The sequence below is a fragment of the Lysinibacillus sp. PWR01 genome (assembly GCF_043359455.1).
Classification (GTDB): Bacteria; Bacillota; Bacilli; order Bacillales_A; family Planococcaceae; genus Lysinibacillus; species Lysinibacillus fusiformis_F.
Window position 1 is genome coordinate 100,693 of sequence record NZ_JBHERJ010000073.1, and the last position, 18,438, is coordinate 119,130.

16 protein-coding genes and 1 pseudogene are annotated in these 18,438 nt (G+C 34.3%); 12 read left to right on the plus strand and 5 right to left on the minus strand.

Annotated features, from left to right (window positions below):
* Positions 1–503: 503 nt before the first annotated feature.
* Positions 504–932 carry a HEAT repeat domain-containing protein gene (locus ACEVFT_RS15190; RefSeq protein WP_342440551.1) on the minus strand — a complete coding sequence of 143 codons (429 nt, stop codon included), beginning with the start codon at positions 930–932 and terminating at the stop codon, positions 504–506.
* A 441-nt stretch (positions 933–1,373) separates the two neighbouring features.
* On the opposite strand from ACEVFT_RS15190, the gene ACEVFT_RS15195 reads away from it, so the two are divergent.
* A complete protein-coding gene (locus ACEVFT_RS15195) occupies positions 1,374–1,829 on the plus strand; it encodes a GNAT family N-acetyltransferase (protein ID WP_205443634.1) in 456 nt (151 codons plus the stop codon).
* Between the two features lie 262 nt (positions 1,830–2,091).
* On the opposite strand, the gene ACEVFT_RS15200 is transcribed toward ACEVFT_RS15195, so the two are convergent.
* Entirely contained in the window at positions 2,092–2,601 is a 510-nt protein-coding gene (locus tag ACEVFT_RS15200) for a DinB family protein (protein ID WP_393950598.1), read from the minus strand.
* 606 nt (positions 2,602–3,207) lie between these two features.
* A complete protein-coding gene (locus tag ACEVFT_RS15205) occupies positions 3,208–3,900 on the minus strand; it encodes a hypothetical protein (RefSeq protein ID WP_205443631.1) in 693 nt (230 codons plus the stop codon).
* Positions 3,901–4,560: 660 nt separating this feature from the next.
* Here ACEVFT_RS15205 and ACEVFT_RS15210 point away from each other — a divergent pair.
* The 9 genes and pseudogenes from ACEVFT_RS15210 to tnpC all read left to right on the plus strand — a co-directional run bounded on the left by ACEVFT_RS15210 (position 4,561) and on the right by tnpC (position 13,846).
* Positions 4,561–5,328, plus strand: a complete 768-nt coding sequence (locus ACEVFT_RS15210; protein WP_205443630.1) for a GNAT family N-acetyltransferase — start codon at positions 4,561–4,563, stop codon at positions 5,326–5,328.
* A 679-nt stretch (positions 5,329–6,007) separates the two neighbouring features.
* Entirely contained in the window at positions 6,008–6,721 is a 714-nt protein-coding gene (locus ACEVFT_RS15215; RefSeq protein ID WP_205443628.1) for an MraY family glycosyltransferase, read from the plus strand.
* 271 nt (positions 6,722–6,992) lie between these two features.
* On the plus strand, positions 6,993–7,922 hold the full coding sequence (locus ACEVFT_RS15220; protein WP_205447513.1) for a DUF2268 domain-containing putative Zn-dependent protease: 930 nt from the start codon (positions 6,993–6,995) through the stop codon (positions 7,920–7,922).
* 1,328 nt (positions 7,923–9,250) lie between these two features.
* Positions 9,251–9,961, plus strand: a complete 711-nt coding sequence (locus ACEVFT_RS15225; protein ID WP_205443627.1) for a metal ABC transporter ATP-binding protein — start codon at positions 9,251–9,253, stop codon at positions 9,959–9,961.
* A 5-nt stretch (positions 9,962–9,966) separates the two neighbouring features.
* Positions 9,967–10,767 (plus strand): metal ABC transporter permease, encoded by an 801-nt coding sequence (locus ACEVFT_RS15230; RefSeq protein ID WP_205443625.1) that lies wholly within the window; start codon positions 9,967–9,969, stop codon positions 10,765–10,767.
* A gap of 191 nt (positions 10,768–10,958) precedes the next feature.
* The gene (locus tag ACEVFT_RS15235; protein ID WP_393950600.1) at positions 10,959–11,597 is read left to right on the plus strand and encodes a hypothetical protein; all 639 of its coding nucleotides are present in this window, start codon (positions 10,959–10,961) and stop codon (positions 11,595–11,597) included.
* 88 nt (positions 11,598–11,685) lie between these two features.
* Positions 11,686–11,880 carry a hypothetical protein gene (locus ACEVFT_RS15240; RefSeq protein WP_393950601.1) on the plus strand — a complete coding sequence of 65 codons (195 nt, stop codon included), beginning with the start codon at positions 11,686–11,688 and terminating at the stop codon, positions 11,878–11,880.
* Positions 11,877–12,230, plus strand: coding sequence for an IS66 family insertion sequence element accessory protein TnpB (gene tnpB / locus ACEVFT_RS15245; RefSeq protein ID WP_068982733.1), 354 nt, complete (start codon positions 11,877–11,879; stop codon positions 12,228–12,230). The genes ACEVFT_RS15240 and tnpB overlap by 4 nt, the downstream gene beginning before the upstream one ends.
* Before the next feature lie 65 nt (positions 12,231–12,295).
* Positions 12,296–13,846 (plus strand): annotated as a pseudogene (gene tnpC / locus ACEVFT_RS15255) (IS66 family transposase).
* Positions 13,847–14,302: 456 nt separating this feature from the next.
* Here the strand turns inward: tnpC and ACEVFT_RS15260 are convergent.
* On the minus strand, positions 14,303–15,343 hold the full coding sequence (locus ACEVFT_RS15260; RefSeq protein WP_205443622.1) for a cytochrome ubiquinol oxidase subunit I: 1,041 nt from the start codon (positions 15,341–15,343) through the stop codon (positions 14,303–14,305).
* Positions 15,340–16,668 (minus strand): c-type cytochrome, encoded by a 1,329-nt coding sequence (locus ACEVFT_RS15265; protein WP_393950602.1) that lies wholly within the window; start codon positions 16,666–16,668, stop codon positions 15,340–15,342. The genes ACEVFT_RS15260 and ACEVFT_RS15265 overlap by 4 nt, the downstream gene beginning before the upstream one ends.
* 322 nt (positions 16,669–16,990) lie before the next feature.
* Here ACEVFT_RS15265 and ACEVFT_RS15270 point away from each other — a divergent pair, with 322 nt between their 5' ends.
* Together ACEVFT_RS15270 and ACEVFT_RS15275 are read left to right on the plus strand one after the other, a co-directional pair.
* The gene (locus ACEVFT_RS15270) at positions 16,991–17,584 is read left to right on the plus strand and encodes a class I SAM-dependent methyltransferase (protein ID WP_393950603.1); all 594 of its coding nucleotides are present in this window, start codon (positions 16,991–16,993) and stop codon (positions 17,582–17,584) included.
* Positions 17,585–17,795: 211 nt separating this feature from the next.
* Entirely contained in the window at positions 17,796–18,437 is a 642-nt protein-coding gene (locus ACEVFT_RS15275) for a nitrous oxide reductase accessory protein NosL (protein WP_393950604.1), read from the plus strand.
* Position 18,438: the final 1 nt, after the last annotated feature.

Genomic DNA, 18,438 nt, shown 5'->3' on the forward strand with positions numbered 1-18,438 from the left:
ATGAGCGCTGTTAAATCAGTGTTTTGTGGCTTTATGTATGAACATTATCTATACAAATTTTTATGCAAGGTATATGAGGGATTGTTGTCAATAAGTGTTTTGGTTATTTAAGAAAATATAAGCAGCAAGCAAGATCAATAGATATTGATATAGCAGACGGTCGTTATCCAGAAAAAATTCTATTATTACGTGAGAAAAATGAGCAGTTAGAACAACTCCTACAGCAGCTAGATGCGCTCGATCTCATTATAGGGCCATTTTCTTGAGTAACACATTTAAACAAAATTGTTTTGGAGCAAAGAAATTGTGAAGATTTTCACTTAAACTAAAGTTAGTTTTATAAGGTGTTTGTTTTATCATTAAACAATAAAGATAGATGATCAAAGAAAAGAAGTAAGACAATTTAATATTCGTTTCGATGAACCGCAGCGTAAGATAAGAAAAAGTCATTCCCTACACAAGCGGAGAGAATGACTTTCCTTCATAAATCGCAAAACTGCTGATTATAGTTTTGCCCAACGTTCCTCTAACCAGTTCATAAATTGCTCACCTTTGTCGCCTTCATACGCATCAAAAACATCTAAACGCATGCGTTTTAGTTTATCCGCAAAGTCTGCCACTGTATGGTCCTTCGGCAAGCTCTTTTTAACACGCAGGAAAATTTTGTCTGTTCCTTTGATAATATCAAAACGTGCAGGTGATGGCTTCTCTACGTCCTCGCCAAACGCCGCAAGTGCTTCATAGGCTGCTAATTGCACCTTGTTGACAGTATCATGCTGCATACGATTTTTTAATAAATCTATGATTTTGTCATGTTGATAAGCTGATAATTTTTCGACTGCGTCTAAACGCTCTCGCCAGCTAGACGTATAATTGGCCTGTTTTTTTAATGTTTCATACTGCTCAGGTAATGCTGTTTCAAATTGTTTCAAGTAATTGCACCTCTTTTTTTAACTAGAGGAAAAATGAATTCTTCTTCTGTTTCTCTTATTATACGTTGTTTTGGTGAAAATAGCGAAGAATCGATGGTAAGGATATATAATGGAAATTAACTACACTAAGGTGAAACGTATCATAATTATGTACTATTCTTTATTAGTTTTGCCTTTCTTCTTAAACTAACTCCCAATCGGGCGCTTTTCTGGAATAAGGAAAGCGTCCTTCTTCATGAAAGGGCCATATTGTGGAAAAGAATATGGTATAATTACATTGTCTAAATATTTCCATAATATTGTTTTTTAGACATTATTTTATTAAGGGAGGCGTTCATTATGACAAACAAAAAAACTTTTTTACTGAAGAACTTAAAGGGGATAACGCCTAACTAACAAAGTTTACTTAGCGTTTCCCCGAAATTTGAAAGGGGAAAATATATGCTTACAAGTAATGTGAAAATCGTAGAATTGAACGAAGAGAACTGGTATGAATGCTGTGAATTGAAATTATCCGCGAAACAAACGGAGTATTTGGAGTCAAACGCCAGATCAATTGCCCAATCAAAGTTTGAACCTTCATTAAAACCTTTTGCAATTTACTATAAAGATAAAGTAGTGGGTTTCCTTATGTTTAACACTGAAAAAGAGGAACTTGATGGATATTGGGTATTTAGGATAATGATTGATGAGAATTTTCAAGGTAAAGGTATAGGGAAAGCTGCGACAAAGCTAATGATTTCAGAGATGAGTAAGTTGCCAGATGCAGAAAGAATTGTTGTTGGTTATCATCCGGAAAATCAGGAAGCACATCACTTATATGCCAGTTTAGGATTTATTGATAATGGTGACCGATTTGGAAAGGAAATGGCTGTTATCAAATATATAAACAAGTAAAATAAAAATAAGGGAGAGCCTGTTTTGGGTTCTCCCTTTCAAATTTAGTAAATAGACTACTCAACAATCGGGCGCGGTTCTGTAATAAGGATCAGCGCTCGATCATTATAGGGACATATAATTGAATAAGAAATGATAATTTATAAATAGGGATAACGTCAGGAAAATGCGGATTTATAACGCTAAGTAAGGTTCACTATTAAAAATCCTAATTTCTCAGTATTAAATGAAAAATTAGGTTTTTTCATTAATAGAAAGAGATTTATAAGTATTTATCGCTAATCACTTTCATATGGTGTAACTCGTGTCCGACAATGCCATATACAATGGTACCTACTGAAACTGGGCTGTTCATTACAGTCCCATTACGAACCCAAGCAGCTTCATCAATAGTTGAAATCAGGCTTAACGTGTTGGAGCGTACGGTGTCTAAACCAGCTAGTAACTGTTCCCATGATAATTTGTTGAAGTTTGCCGCAGAAACGTATTGATCCTGATCCATTGCTGGGAGTGGTACAATTTCATTTCGTGCAATGGCAAGCATTCGATATGACATCACACGTTCCGAGTCGGTCATATGCCCAATCACTTCTTTTAAAGTCCATTTCCCTGGTGCGTACGTCTTACTTGCTAACTCCTCTGATACGCTGCCTAAGAGGGTAAGGGTCTTAGCTCGTTGCTTATTAAGTATCTCTTCAATATTTCCATCTGGCACAAGACTAACATACCTATCATGCTCTGGATTTTCAATAAATAATGGTCGTGGACGCACATGAATCCTCCTCATCGGAATAGTTAATTATAGTTGTAGGGTAATATTCTACTTTCAAGAGGATATTTCCTTTATATAAAATTTATTTATTTTCATTACCGCTATTTCGAAGACATATGAAATAATCGGGCGCAATTCTTGAAAAGGAATTGTGCCTTTTTCATTAATAGGGCCATATTGTGGAATAAAAGACTTTTATGAAATGTTATCTAATGACGCTTTGGGAAGGTTTATATTAAAATTAATCGAAGTATTATGTAAGGGAATTTGAAAGAGAAGGCAATGTTCTTTATGCCGAGCCAGAATAATCAAAGAAAAAAAGACAAAGGCACCGAGAAAAGTAAAACTCGATGCCTTTTGTCGAAAACCGAGGGCAAATCCCCCTTTTTAACACAACGTTTTTCACTTTAATTCGTTCTCAAAGCGCTTTCGTATTACTAGAGCCCAGACAGTGAACACCGCTAAAACAAATGATGAGGCGACAGCAATCTGCAACACTATTCCGGTTCGAGATTTGAACAATAGCACGACTGAGATTATTAAAACGGATCCAGTAAAACCCATTCCCAAGATCAAAAACGCCAAAACCTTGTTCATTGAATCACCTCATAGATAATTAAAACAAGATACTGCTCCAGCAATAGTACCAGCACCAAGAACTGCATATGCACCAATACATGCAGCACATATCACTGCAGTTACTGGTGTTGGTGCTGCACACGAACCGCCACACGCAACCGCAATGGCATAAGCCAGCGTACCACCAATATCCATGGCTACTACAAGACAAGTTGCCACATCGCCTACACTCCTCGGTTGAATCATAGAGGGCTCTTCTGCAAGCAATTCCTCATCCGTCATATAAGCAATCCCAATATCCTGAGATTTAACAAGCGTTCCATTCAAATACGTCGAAACCTGGAAGTTTCCTAGTACATTCTTGGTAAGAAACATTTCATTTGTCTGTAATACGTTATCATCCTCATCGAAGAACACCGTGATGTTACTAGAAAGGCTATAATCCCCATGCAAAGGAATTGAAACAGCTGTAACTCCACCACCGACAGTGTACACAATTGAACCTTCCAATCTAAGAGCAGACGTAGGAGCTACAGTCCCTTTACCTTCTTCGACTAAACGAAACGTTGCATCAATCTTTTCCTCAGCCGCAGAGCCGATAACTTGAACAATACCCGGAGCGTCGTTAGTTAGCGCGGAAACTGTAGTTTGAGGTAAACTATAGAAAAAGGTAGCAAAAATCATTAATACTGGTAAAAAGAATTTTTTCACCTTCGACATAAAAAACCTCCTTTTTATTTCTTTATTTTGTTACAAATTACCAATTATACATAAAATGTAAATATACTTCTTACCTTTGAAAAAATATTAATAAAAAATTTCCACAAATCCCTAATTTTGAGATAAAAGTAAACCTCGAATTTCTTGATATACTGTAGATAGGGGCGCTTTAGTGTAACAAGGATTTATAACGTATACATAAATAAACTAGTAACATTCCCAAATGCAAGTTTTGAAAGAGACCAAAATCCTTGCATTTGCAATACTTGTTTTAAATGTTTAATAATTGCTTCTTTAACTATATCGGCTTTTTGAAACTTCTCTGTTATTCAACAATCGGGCGCTTTCCTTGAATAAGGGAAGGGCCTTTTTCCGTTAAAGGGCCATATTCTTGAATAACCGATTAGGCTGTATACTAAAGATATTTTGAACAAATGTACTTAAACTAATGGGTTTCAGTGGAATAAGAAGAATTAAAATAATCAACAATGTGAGTTGTTTTTTAACAATTAGCAAGATTATGGAGTACATAAACAAGTATGCTTTAAGTTTTCTGAAAATTATGGGAGGATATAAAAATTGTGAACAATGTATTATTATTATTGAATTGCCCCTATAATAAAAAAAGCGCGCGCTGTAGTAATTGGAAGGAGCAAAGAAATGATTGCAAATCAACAATTAGTTATAAACAACCTGGAAGAAAAATTAAGAATATTTACTCGTGCAGTTAATGGAAAACTTATCAAAGAAGAAGATTTCGTTTTGGCGAATACAGAAATACCCACGGATACATTCAATATACTTTTGCCGAAAGCTTCACATATAAAAAATGCATTTAATATTAGAAGTAGCATAGAAAATATGTCTCTAAAAAAATATCCTTTTAGTACGTGGATTGACTCTCGGTATTTGAACGCTGGTTGGCAAGACTTGATGCAAGAATACAATCTAAAAGAAGCAGAACGTAATGTAATGATGAAACTTGAAAATACTCTTAATGCCGGTCAAAGAAATTCCCATCAGCTTATGATTACTCGTGTGGGGAATTTTGAAGAACTTAAGGAATATAAAGAGGTCTTTATAAGCCTATTTGAAGGTACACCAGAAAAAGATGCGCTAGAAAATTATTTTAATAAGTTTTCTGAAGTAAATTTAGGTTCAGAAATTCAAATGTTTATTGGACGCGTCGGTGAAATAACTGTATCTACTGGTTTACTAATAGATAGCAAAGAAAGTTATGGTATTTATGATGTAATGACAAAAGAAACATTTAGAGGTAAAGGATATGGCAGTGAAATGTTTCAATACCTTCTTACTCAAACAAAAGATAAACAAAAACCCGTTGTCTTACAAGCATCAGATGATGGAAAAAATATCTATAAGCGCTTTGGGTTTATAGATGTCGGAGAAATGGTTGTATTTGAATAAGGCATTTCTTATTAAGCAAAAGAGTCCTTCGGTTTAAGAAAGAGGTTGGGACAGAACTCGATTATATTGAAAAACAATAAAATTGGATATTAGCTTTTTCACTTCAAGAAGTTAAAAATGCCTTCCTAAATCAAAAAATGTTAGACCAAATTATATCTTGGTCTAGCATTTTTTCTTTTTGTCCCAGCCACTTCTTCTTTTTTAACCTCGTCCTAATTTTAGAAACATAGTGTAGAGATAATAGTTAAACAAGGATTTATAACGTATACATAAATAAACCTAATAACGTTACCAAATGAAAATTTGAAAAGAGGGCAAAACCCAGGAATTGCTGTTGAAACGATGTGTTAACCTGTATATTCGACGCTTTAAAACTGAATTTTTATCGTTACTATACTTCAATTACAGTGCCTTTAATTGAATAGTGATCTTCCACAATCGGGCGCTTTTCTGTGATAAGGAAAGCGTCTTTCTTCATGAAAGGGCCATTTAATTAAATAACACTCCTAAATTAAAAATAGGATTTTATGTTAATCTTGATGTGAGTTTGTAAAACAATATAATTAAGCTAACAGGGCGGTTTAGTTAGTATTTATTTATTTTTACATATACTGTATAATTTAGAATTGGAATATTTAACTTTGAGTATTTCTAAAGAATTACTTTGGGAGGGGAGAATTTGGTATATTTAGCTTTATTTATTGGTGTCGTTTCAATTGTAATTACGGATAAGCTTACTCAAGCTTTTAAATTATCAAGCACTTGGGCGATGCTTGGTCAAATCAGTGCGTCACTTGTAATCATAATGGTTGGAAACCTCAAGGTTAATCATATTAGTCTAGGTAATAACTTTGAATTAGGATATTTGACGGTTCCATTTACTTTATTACTTCTTGTAAGTTTTACAAATGTAATGAATGTAGAAAAAGTGCAAAATCCTTCAATATTGCTATTGCCATTCGTTTCTTTAGTTTTTATCTCAATAGCAGCTCTCGTCATAGGTCATCCATTTGTTTTAATAACGGGGATTTGTTCCAGTTTAACGCTTATGTTTATTCTGCTATACGGCTATTTTACTGGTAAAGCATTTATGGGAAGAACGCTTACTACGTCAATAGGTTTCATAATAGCCGTGCTTTCAATATCCCTCATTAAATCATCTATTGTAACAATTTATATTCCGTTATTTACTTTAGCTCTACCATTCACTTTATATTATTTAATTCAAGATAAAATTACGAATGTACAATCAATTACAGTTAGCTTTTTAACAGCTATTTTATTTGGTGTATTTATGTACATAGTTCCTTTTATTACAATATGGTATCTCGTTGTTGGGTTAACAAGTATTTTGGTTATCACGCAATTTTCACGGAAATATCGCTTTATTTAGAAACTAAACTTCTTGTTCAACAATCGGGCGCTTTCCTTGAATAGGAGAGTGTCCCTTTTCATGAAAGGGCCATTTAATTGAATAACACTTCTAAACTTAAAATAGGATTTTATATTAATCTTGATGTGAGTTTGTGAAACAGTGTACTTAAGGTAACGAGGCAGATTAGTTCAATAAGAAATTCAAAGTAATACGAGAATTAATACTAAAATATGGTAAAATAATTGGGCGAATAGTCTGTTTTTTTACATAGGGGGATTTTATTTGAAAAATTATCAAAAAAACAGTTGTCATATTTCTTCTAATAATTATTTCCTGCACACAAGCTGAAGAATCGAAAGCAAAGCAAGATATTGAAAGTATCGTTTTATCATTCGAACACCCACAAACAGGTCAAAAATTTAAAATAGTCAATGCCTATAAACTTTATCAAAACTATGCAGATAAAGTTGAAATTAATCCAAAACAATCACAATTGGAAATTTATAATGAAGAGGTAATTAAACCCGTATATAGTGCTTGTTTTGAGAATGGTGAATATCCTAATATGGCAGATGAAATTCTAAATGTAGCTCCCGACCTTTTAACAGAAAATCAACTATTAAGTGAAAAAATTGATAGGGAAGAAACTGAAAAAATTATTAAGGAAGCCCTTTTAAAATCTTCTGATCTTCTTCCATCTGGAAATGAAACAACTGTATGTGTTTTTCCTGCCACAAATACAAATACACTAATGACTACTGTGGGGGCAGGAAAAATAATAGTACTTTACAACAAATATTATAAAAAAGATGTTTTAAGGTCTAGCATGGCTCACGAATATCATCATAGTGTTTGGACAGAGAAGTACTTACGTAATGCTCCATCTTTTACCGTTTTGGATAGCCTAATATTTGAAGGAAAGGCGTTTATGTTTGAAAAGTTAGTTTATCCTGATATTTATTATGTTCCAATTTATTCAACATACAACAAATATTATTGGTCAAAAATTGTAGTAGATCTCGAAAAGCATGATCTTAATCGGGCTTACGAAATTATACTGGGAGGTAATGGCCTTCCTAATCGTTATGGTTACAGTGAGGGCTATAAAATGGTAAAATCCTATCTTGATTTGCACCCAAATGTAACCTCAGAGGAATGGACTGCCCTCAGTGCAAAAGAAATTTTTGAAAAAGGAAACTATCTTGAAAACTATAAATAACAAATCTATGAATGAATTAGGGGTAAATATATGTTAATGATTAGTTAAAAATCATTGATTGTGTATGCAGCTCTTTTTTTCTTATTGAACTAACTAGGTGCTTTTGTTCATTAACGATCTTCAACAATCGGAAGCTTTTCTGAAATAAGGAAAGCGTCTTTCTTCATGAAATGTCCATTTAATTGAATAACACTTCTAAATTAAAAATAGGATTTTAAGTTAATTTTGATGTGAGTTTGTGAAACAGTGTACTTAAGCTAACGAGGCAGGTTAGTTCAATAAGAAATTACAAAGTAATAGAGATAGTACAGACCTTAGAAAAGATTACAGAAGGTTTGGAAGAAACACCAAGTAGCATCTTTAAATTTGATACTCTAAATTTCGATAATAAATATTTTGAAAAAAAGAATTGATTATGATCTTACAAAACCTTATAAAAGACAAAAGTGGAAATGAAGTTCGTTTGGTATTCAATATAGCTAATGAAATATAGAATACATACAAAGATTGAAAGAATAAATAGAACTTTAATATCCTATTCAGATTAGGTTCTTTGGATGAGAATCGCTATGAACTATAGATTGGAACTATGGAGGTTTAGTCATACAATAGTTCATAACTATTCTACTTGTCATTATTTTCAGCTTACTTTGTAATACATAAACAAGAAAAATTTAGATGCCATCTATCTAAAAGAATGAAGTTAGTTCTGAAGTAAACGTTTATTAATAAACAGACTTTGCTAAGCCGTTACATGATTTAATGCCTGTATTACCAAAGAGTTTTCATGAAGGTCTATTGGTTAGAGGGAATGGAACTTTTACATAAAATCAAGGTCAACCTCAAATATTTAGAACAACCACTTTATGAAAAGTTGCTTGGACTTAATCATTAAAGCTTATAGTGAGTGAGATTACGTCTATATAGGTGATATTACACATTCTATTTATCATAATATATAAACAATACAACAATTATTATTCCATGGGAAAAATCCATTTCAAAAATAAAAGTAAGCTGTCAATTTGAACAATCATCTTCAAATTGACAGCTTTTTATATACAGTAAAATTGATTCTATTTTATATAACTATATCTCATTTTATTTCACAAATAAGATATAGTTATATAACTTTAATTATTATTTTTCCTTATGTATATATTTCACTTTAATCACATACTAACCTCATTTTTATTTCACATATATATGATATCCTAACTTTGGGAAAGAGTTGTCTTTTAAACCATTTTAAGGAGGAAATAAGTAACTATCATTTAAACAAGATAATTTTTTTCAATTACGGATAATTCTAAGGAGACTGAGGAGGAATGAGAAAGGATTCTAATTGTTGGAAAGATGAAAATGCCATTAAAATAGTAGGGTTAACAGGAGGATATACTAAGAAACCAATCCTTCGTAATTTAGATTTTAATGTGCGAATGGGTGAAGCAGTAGCAGTAGTTGGTGAGAATGGGGTAGGGAAAACCACTTTTCTACGAGCGATTTTACAACTATTGCCAAGGCAAAAAGGCGAGTGTTTAATGCTTGGTCGAAATATTAGTTCATCATTTGATAAGCGTTGGGTGCGTGCGCAGATTGGTTATGTTCCACAAACCCTTGTTACAGGAAAGTTCCCCGTTTCTGCGGAGGAAGCTGTATTACTAGGAAGATGGGGAACCTCATTTGGTTTTGGTAGACGCCCCTCATTACAAGATAGAGAAAAGGCTAATTTGCTACTTGAAAGAGTTGGCTTATTTGAACTGAAAGACAAGGATTGTCGGTTGCTTTCAGGGGGACAACGTCAGAGACTTAACATAGCACGTGCTTTAGTACGAGAACCTAAAATTTTATTACTTGATGAGCCTACTACTTATTTAGACAAAGAGTCTCGTATTATGTTAGAGCAATGTGTTAATGAATTAAGAACCCTATACAATATGTCAGTGATTCTAATAACACATGAACAAGATGCAATAGAGCAATTTGGTGCTCGAGTAGTTCGTCTTCAAAATGGATGCATGTATGAAGAGTTGAGGTAAAAAAGATGAATGTATGGCAGTATTTTGAACTTCCGGTTTTTCAAAAGGCATTATATGCATGTATATTGTCTGGAACTTTTATTTCATTACTGGGTATTGTAATAGTGATGTTGAATTTGACTACAATTCGATTTGCTCTTATGCATATGGCATTACTCGGGGGAGCTATCGGTTTAATGTTTGGTACTACCCCTATTACAGGGGCTATGGGTGGTATTGTGTTGGGATCTCTATTACTAGGGCCTTTTTCTCGAAAATTAAAGATGGACACAGGGTTAATTGGCGCTTTTTTTATGACCGGTGCTATAGCTATAGCATTCCTAATATTTTATAGTGCTGGTATACCAGCTATGGATGTATTTGGGTTGTTTTCGGGTAGCGTACTTACCATGACCAAGTGGGATTTAATATTACTAACAGTATTATCATTAATGGTCGTAGGGTGCTATTTTTTCTTTTATCGAGAACTTCAGCTACTGTTTTACGATGAAGTTCAGGCAGAATGGCTAGGTATGCCAACAGAGTTAATAAAAAATATATTGCTCTTTATGACTGGATTGGCTATTGGCATAGTGATGAAAATTGTTGGAGCACTGATGATTGACGCCATAATATTGTTGCCTGCTCTATCAGCACTAAGAATTTCAAGAGATTTCAAACAATTGTTACTTTTGACTTCTATTTTTGGCATGCTTACAACCTGTGGAGGTCTATTTCTTTCAATAATGTTAGATTTTCCTATAGGGGCAACAATTGCGATTGTGGGTGTAAGTTTACTACTAATCACATTGCTGTTCCGACGTTAAATAATAAGAATTAAAAGGGGTTATGAGATGAAGTGGAATAAAGCTATAATGTATTTTTCTCTGTTTACTGTTATTTCATTGTCAGGATGTGGAAATGCAAAGGAAAGTGAAAATACATTGATCAGCAAAGCAATAAACCCGTAAGCCTTTCAGAAGTAAAAGGTGTAGTGGCTTCTACGAGTTTAACCGCAATGATAGCAAAAGCAGCTGGTGCCAAGAATGTGACTTACATAGCACCTTTAGAATTACGTCATCCTCCAGAATATGACTATCGCCCAAGTGATTTGTCAAAAATCACTGACAGTTATATTATTTATCTTGGTTATGAACCATTTATGAAAAAATTGATTGAATCTTCAAATATTTCTTCGGATTTAACAGCGGTTATTGAAGTAGATAATACACCTGACGGTTACCTTAATGAAGCCAGAAAATTAGCGAACATTTGGGGTACACAAGCTGAGGAGGCCAAGTGGGAAGAAGAGTTTAATAAGGTGGTAGAAGAACTAGAACAATTGGCCAAAAAACAAGATGTATCCAAAGTCAAAGTGATTTCTCAAGTTTACATGACTCCATTAGTTAAATGGTTTGGTTTTGATGTTGTTGGGGAGTATGGTCCAGAGGAATTAACGGCTGCTCAACTAAAGGATCTTATAGCTCTAAAACCAGATCTTATTGTTGATAACGCACATATGCCACAAGGGAAAGGCCTTGCAACTGCTTCAGATAAAACAAAACTGGTTGAATTAAGAAGTTATCCAGACGGAACTTTAAATTCAGTTCAGGATATTTTAATCTATAATGCTAAGCAATTAGAAATTGTAAAATAAAGGTAAGCCCGTAATCAAATAACGCATATAAACAAACAGGCACCTCCTGTACGATAAATGTATCAAAAATTAGAGGAGGTGCTTCTTTATGTCAACTACCAAACTAACAATTGTCCCTGTGACACTAGATCCGATCACTGACAACTCTTTATCAACAACTTCACCACAAAACTCTCCTGAGCCGAGCTGCATCATTAAAACAACTAGTGCTGAAATTTCCTTCTTTAATGGCGTAGATGAGCGCATCATCCAAACGATCCTGAAGGAGTTGAATAATCAATGAAGCAAGATTTTACGAGCGTGCAGAACATCTACATTATTTGCGGTAAGACCGATATGCGTAAAGGTATCGACGGTCTCGCAGCACTCATTCAGGATTCTTTTAAACTCGATCCATATAGTGATTCCATCTTCTTATTTTCTGGAACGAGTAAAGACCGTTATAAATGTTTGTATTTTGATGGAGATGGCTTCGCCATACTTTATAAACGATTAGATAATGGCAAACTGCAATGGCCAAAAGATGAAAAGGAAGTACGTAACCTTTCACAAAAGGAACTTCGCTGGCTTTTAGAAGGTTTATCGCTTCAGCAACCAAAGGCAATTGCGAAATCTGCAAAAGGTGTCTTTTAAATTTACTTTCTAAGATGGTATAATCAACCATAACTTAGATTGAATGAAATGTGGTGAATGATTTGATGAGCACTTCTAACGAAAAAGTGATTCAACTTCTTGAAGAACAACTTGCGTATATGAAAAACCAAAACAAAGATTTATCGAAACAAATTGAAGTGCTAACAGAACAAGTTCGCCAATTAACCGAGGCTTTATACGGCTCTAAATCAGAAAAATCAAAGTATCAAGCACCAGACGGGCAAGGCTCTTTATTCGATGACGATCCGTCTTTTAACGAATCTGAGCACACAGAAGAACAAAGCACGCCAACTGTTACGTATACCGTTGTCCGTAAACTACATAAGAAAAAACGGAATGATTCTTTTCGTGATGGGATTGAAATAGAAGAAATTCATCATCACCCCGCCAATACACAATGCGACTGTTGCCTTGGCCAAATGACTGAAGCCGGTACAACTATTGCGCGTGAAGAAGCAAAATTCATTCCGGCAAAAATGATGCGCATCCAGCATATTGAACATGCCTACGAGTGCAGGCACTGTAAAATGGATGCCACACAAAAAGCACAAATGAAACGTGGGAAAGCGCCACAAGCTGCCATTCAGCGAAGCATTGCGGGACCAACCGTTCTAGCAAAACTCATCTATGATAAGTTCATCCAATACTTACCTCTTTACCGTCAGGTAAAGGAATGGGAACGATATGGGCTGCTTACGAATGATAAGAACTTATCAAACTGGGTGATCCGTGCAACTGAAGATTGGCTTCTACCGGTTTATGAACAGATGAAGCAGACATTAACAGCTAAATCTGTTCTGCATGTAGATGAAACCTATGCGCAAATAATCAAACGTTCAGACGGAAAATCCGGTCAATCGAACGCCTATAATTGGGTGTTCCGAAGCGTGCCAAGTCAAGGACCGATCATCGTTCTTTTTTAAAGCGCTTTATCGAGAAGCCGTTCTGTATTAGAAGACTTTACAGCTGGTTTTCAAGGAACTGTGATTTGTGATGGTTATTCTGCATACGGGAATCTACCTGACGTTACGTTCGCCAACTGTTGGGCGCATGTGCGACGCTATTGGCTGAAAGCTGATAGCAAAAACGGCAAAATTGGCGTCGATTATTGTGATCAACTATATGATTTAGAACGCCAATTTAAGCATCTTTCACCAGGTAAGCGCAGAAAAGCAAGGCAAAAACATTCAAAGCCGATTGTAGAGAAGTTTCTAAAATGGGTTGACGAATCGCCTTTTTTCGGGAAAAATGCGCTCGCAAAAGCTGCCGAATACACATTAAATCGTGTACATGGATTAAAGGCTTTTCTATTCGATGGTCGAGTTGAAATCGATAATAATCCAGCTGAAAATGCGATTCGTCCAAATGTGATTGGTCGTAAGAACTGGCTTTTCTCTGTTAGTGAAGCAGGCGCTAAAGCAAATGCGATTTGTTTAAGTTTGGCTGAAACGGCAAAAGCAAATGGCATCGATTTCTATCAATACCTAGTGACGTTAATGACAGAATTGCCAAATTTACCGATTCACCAACAACCAGAGATTTTAAATAATTACATGCCTTGGTCGAAAGAAATCCAAGTCACATGTGCAAAATAGCCATCTATCCGAAAAAATAGGATAGATGGCCATTCAACGTGCGTACCGAGAAGGTGCGCTTTTTTTATATTTCGGGCTTACAAATAAAGTGAAATGTAAGTACGTAAGTAACCTTAATACTTGAGTATGGTATTACTAGTCACATCTAAACAGGTGTGGCTTTTTAGTTTTTAATATAACAGTAGAGCAACAATTGAAGTAAACCTATAATAGGGGGAAAATATGATAAAAAGATAAATTGATCAGAGTTATTTATATAGTGAATCTATTTTGAGTGCATTACAATTTACATTAGATTTTATCTATGAGCAGAAGTTTTATCTCGTAGTTTAAGATAAACCTTTTCAATCAAATGAATTGATATATTGTTTTAATAACATAGCAATCCCGTTTAACCTAATAGAAAAACGGGATTGCGGATTACGTTATATAGAAAAATGATTGGTACAATTAATTTTATTCTGAGGTAGATTCAATTCTTTCTTCTGTTCGTGGATGTTCGTCAAGATATGGGGATAAATAGGCTTCTCTTAATTCATGTCGCATCCATCCCATTATACCTACTACACAAATGAACACAATTATAGAGGCTAGAAAAGAACTAGTAGAATCTTTATAGCCTGCTGCATATAGTAACATACAAAGTATAACAGTTAATACAATAGAAATGATGAGTAAAGAAGTTAACAATAAATCCTCGCCTAAATAAAGCATACGAATATTCGTATCAAATGAAAATAATAATAAGAAACCAGCTACCAACTGTACAATTGTAATCCAAAAGCCTATCTTTGCACCAAGAAGTTTTAATGATTGTTCATGTTCTTCTAACCTATTCTGCTTTCGCTTCTGATAAGTAAAATAGACAAACATATAAAATCCACCTGTTGCTAAACTTGCTAGCATGAAATGTAGGTAACGTTGCCAGATTTGAGGATAGTAAACTAAGCTTTCAAAAAAACCATTTGCTTCTCCCCAACGATCAGGATATAACATAGAAGTTACATTGACAATAAAAATAAGAGGCACAAAGAATAAAATCAACATTGCCAAGAAACCAATACTAATATGAAGTAATTTTTTGGTTTGATATTTATCCCAAGTAAACTTGTAAATGTATAACAGAAGAAATGCAGTAATTAGTTGGATTAATAAACTCATCCAAGCCTTTCCTATTAGTATAGTTGAAGAATAAAAATATTGTGTATACAAGACACTCACAATCAGTAATGGGCCAACTCCTAGAACGACTGCAATACTCTTATGTATTGAAGCATGAAATGAACAAATTTGCGCCATTTTATCAAATAAACTATTTTTTTTGATCATACTCGTAATTTCTAATCCAACAGCTCCTGCAGTCAATGAGATTGTAAAATTCACAAAAATAATATGGAAAATGAATGTTACAACGATAAGAATTTCAAGTAATCCAATAGGTGCAGGTATTGGTAAAGGATTATCTGAAGAAATTAAAGCAAAACTTAAATAGTTCATTTTATAGACACCTCTTCTTCCTCTTCAAGTACTGTTAAAATATAAGTAGCTAAAGCTTCAATTTCTTTTTCAGTCCCCATAAATGGAGGCATTGCTACTTGTGCAAAATGCATATTCGGAACAAAGGACATAATGGCTTCCTTATCCCAACCTTCCATTCTACTAGACAAGGCTCTTGTATCTCTCCATCCATCTATTGTATGACAGGTAATACATTGACCAACGAATACATCTCTACCCGCTTCAACCATATTATTTTCGTTTACTACTTTTTCTTTTGCCCACGTCGCATTGGCCAAATAACCTTCTTTTTGAAGTTTTTCTTCATTTTTTGCTAACATCCCATTCGCATACATATAGTTATAGATAATATAGGGTTTTCTTACAGTTTCCCTTACTACTTCAAATTCCCCAATAAAACCGATGGATGAGAACATCACTGCTATTGATAGAATCCACGGGACTGTTTTTGGACTTTTTACAAGCCATACTAAGAAAATAATAAGTATACTAAATCCTAAGATATTTAAACTTTTGAAGATGACCTCGGACATCCCTGTAGACCAGACAATCATATTATAAGCTTCATTTGGGATGGCCCATAAATACCATAACCCTGTGATAAAAGTCATAGGTAAAGAGATAGCACCCCAGAAAGCAAATACACGAATAACTTCTGTACGTAAAGCTTTATCTTTAATACGCCAACGGATAAAAAATGATACTAAGGATATTGCTAGCATAATTGCTAAAAACATGCGGAATCCAAGTGAAGGGAAGTAGGTTGGATTGAGGAATGCATTCCAAAATGAGAATGTTTCAATCCAACGCCCTGGTGTTAATTTTGCAGCTAAGACACCCGTAATGATCACCATTGTTACCCATGAAGCAACACTTAGTGCTACGCCCAGCATGATATGTTTACGTTTACGTTCGCCTTCTTTCCATTTATCCCAAGTATAATAGTAAAAAATAAGTATAATTACTTCTGAGATAAACGCTCCCCATTCAACCACCCATGCCCAGAAAAAAATACGCAATAAAGAAGAAATTGAATCTGGTTGTATGACTGTGGTTGAAAACCAAATGCCTACTCCGGTCATTGCTCCAATAGTTGTAGTAATGATTAAAACCCACTTCAACATTGTTTTTGCTACTTGATCTAATTTATCATTCTTCTTTTTCATCGCTCGATATTCAGTCGATACAACTAAAACAGATGTACCTATCGCGACGCCATGGCTAATTATCACATGAATTATTGCAATAAGAGCAATCACAGTGCCATTACCAAACCATGTATAATCCACGGATGGAAAATTCATAATACCCTCTTCCTTTCATTTTTTAATCAAATGCAATGCAATCATACTAAATAGTTTTGAAAATCGAATGAGTAATATGTGAAATTGAAAAGAACTATATTTCATTATTTTGTCAAAATAGTTTAAGTAACAAGAATTTCTTTACACATTGCTTTCTTTATTAGCCCTGTTTTTTATAGCAGCCTATAAGTTATACTAATGAAATTCTATTTTTTGTTGCTTAAAGTTCATTTGAATTTCTCAAATTTTTTTTATAATAGTCGTATTAAAAGGAACAATATAGTCAAGAGATGAAGCTTTTTACAAATAGGGGGTTAAGGAAATGAGTGTTCGGAGTGACCAAACTAGTCCACCATTATATGTATATGGAACTGAAGCAAATCGATTTATCACCTCATCGGTCCAGTATTTACCTAAACAAGCTAAGATTGCGGCTTATGCAGAAAATGAGGGAGCGAATGCGGTTTTTCTAGCCAAACTTGGACACCAAGTAACGGTTTATGATTCGACTTTATATGGTCTAGCTAAAGTACAGTTATTAGCAAGAATGAATGGCGTATCAATCGTAACAAAGAGAGTGGAATTAATAGAGTATGAGTTACCTCAAGAAAATTATGATGGTGCAATAATGGTTTTCGGTCATTTCAAACATAAATTCCAATTAGTGGTATTAGATAAAATAATGAATTCTATAAAATTCAATGGTGTTTTTATGTTTGAGGTGTATGAGTATGCACAGCTTTTATACAATACAGGAGGACCAAACGATATGGCTTATTTATATAATGCTGAGGATATATTAAGGTGGGCTAGGCGCTATAAGCTAAAACATTACTTCACTGGGGAGGTAGCGCAACATGAAGCTTCACTTCAAAAAAATACTCGCCGTGTCATACAAGTCATTGTAGAAAAATAAGAGTTTAATTTTAATATTCAAAGTCCATTTTCATCCAAGAGAGTTCAGAACAAATAAAGTTGTGTAATAAGCTATAATCTTCACTTAGTACATTTTATCCATTTTTACTTTTATAAAAAGAATATTATTGTCACTTATATTTCTAAGTTTTTTCACAATTTTTTAGTAAGGTATATATATCTAGTAAAATAATTACTCAGGAGGTAAAGGAATGAAGAAAATTTTTCTCGTTGTTCCATTTATGCTAGCTCTATATGCATGTAATGATGATAGTACAGCAGGCACAAACAAAGAAACAGTCCAGGAACCAAAACAAGAAGAGGTTGATTCAGAACAACCCAAAAATGAAGTTACATATTTAGCATCCACTGCTGAGTGGGAAATAGATGATCGTCTACAAGAGCCAGCAGAGGATACTGTTTGTGAAATGTGTAATATGAAAGTATATACAAAGGACCATGACCTAGGCGTTTTTTCTGCGCAATCTGTTAAACCTGATGGATCGATTGCATTTTTTGACGACATTGGCTGTTTATTAAATGCGGAGTTGGTTCAAAATCAAACGAATGAAAAATTTGTGAGAGATTATATAACATTAAATTGGATAGATGTTGAGGAAGCTACAGCTGTTAAAACGGATATGAAATCCCCTATGAACTGGGGGTATATATTCTTTGCCTTTGAAGAAGATGCAAAAGCTTATATTTCAGAAAATCCAACCGCAAAAGTTGAAGAATTAGACGTAATTAAACAAGCAGCAAAAGAACGTCGTGAAAAAATGATGCAAGAAAAAGGGGACCATGAACAACATAGTGAGGACCAGCATGGAACTGAAGAAACACATAGTCACTAAT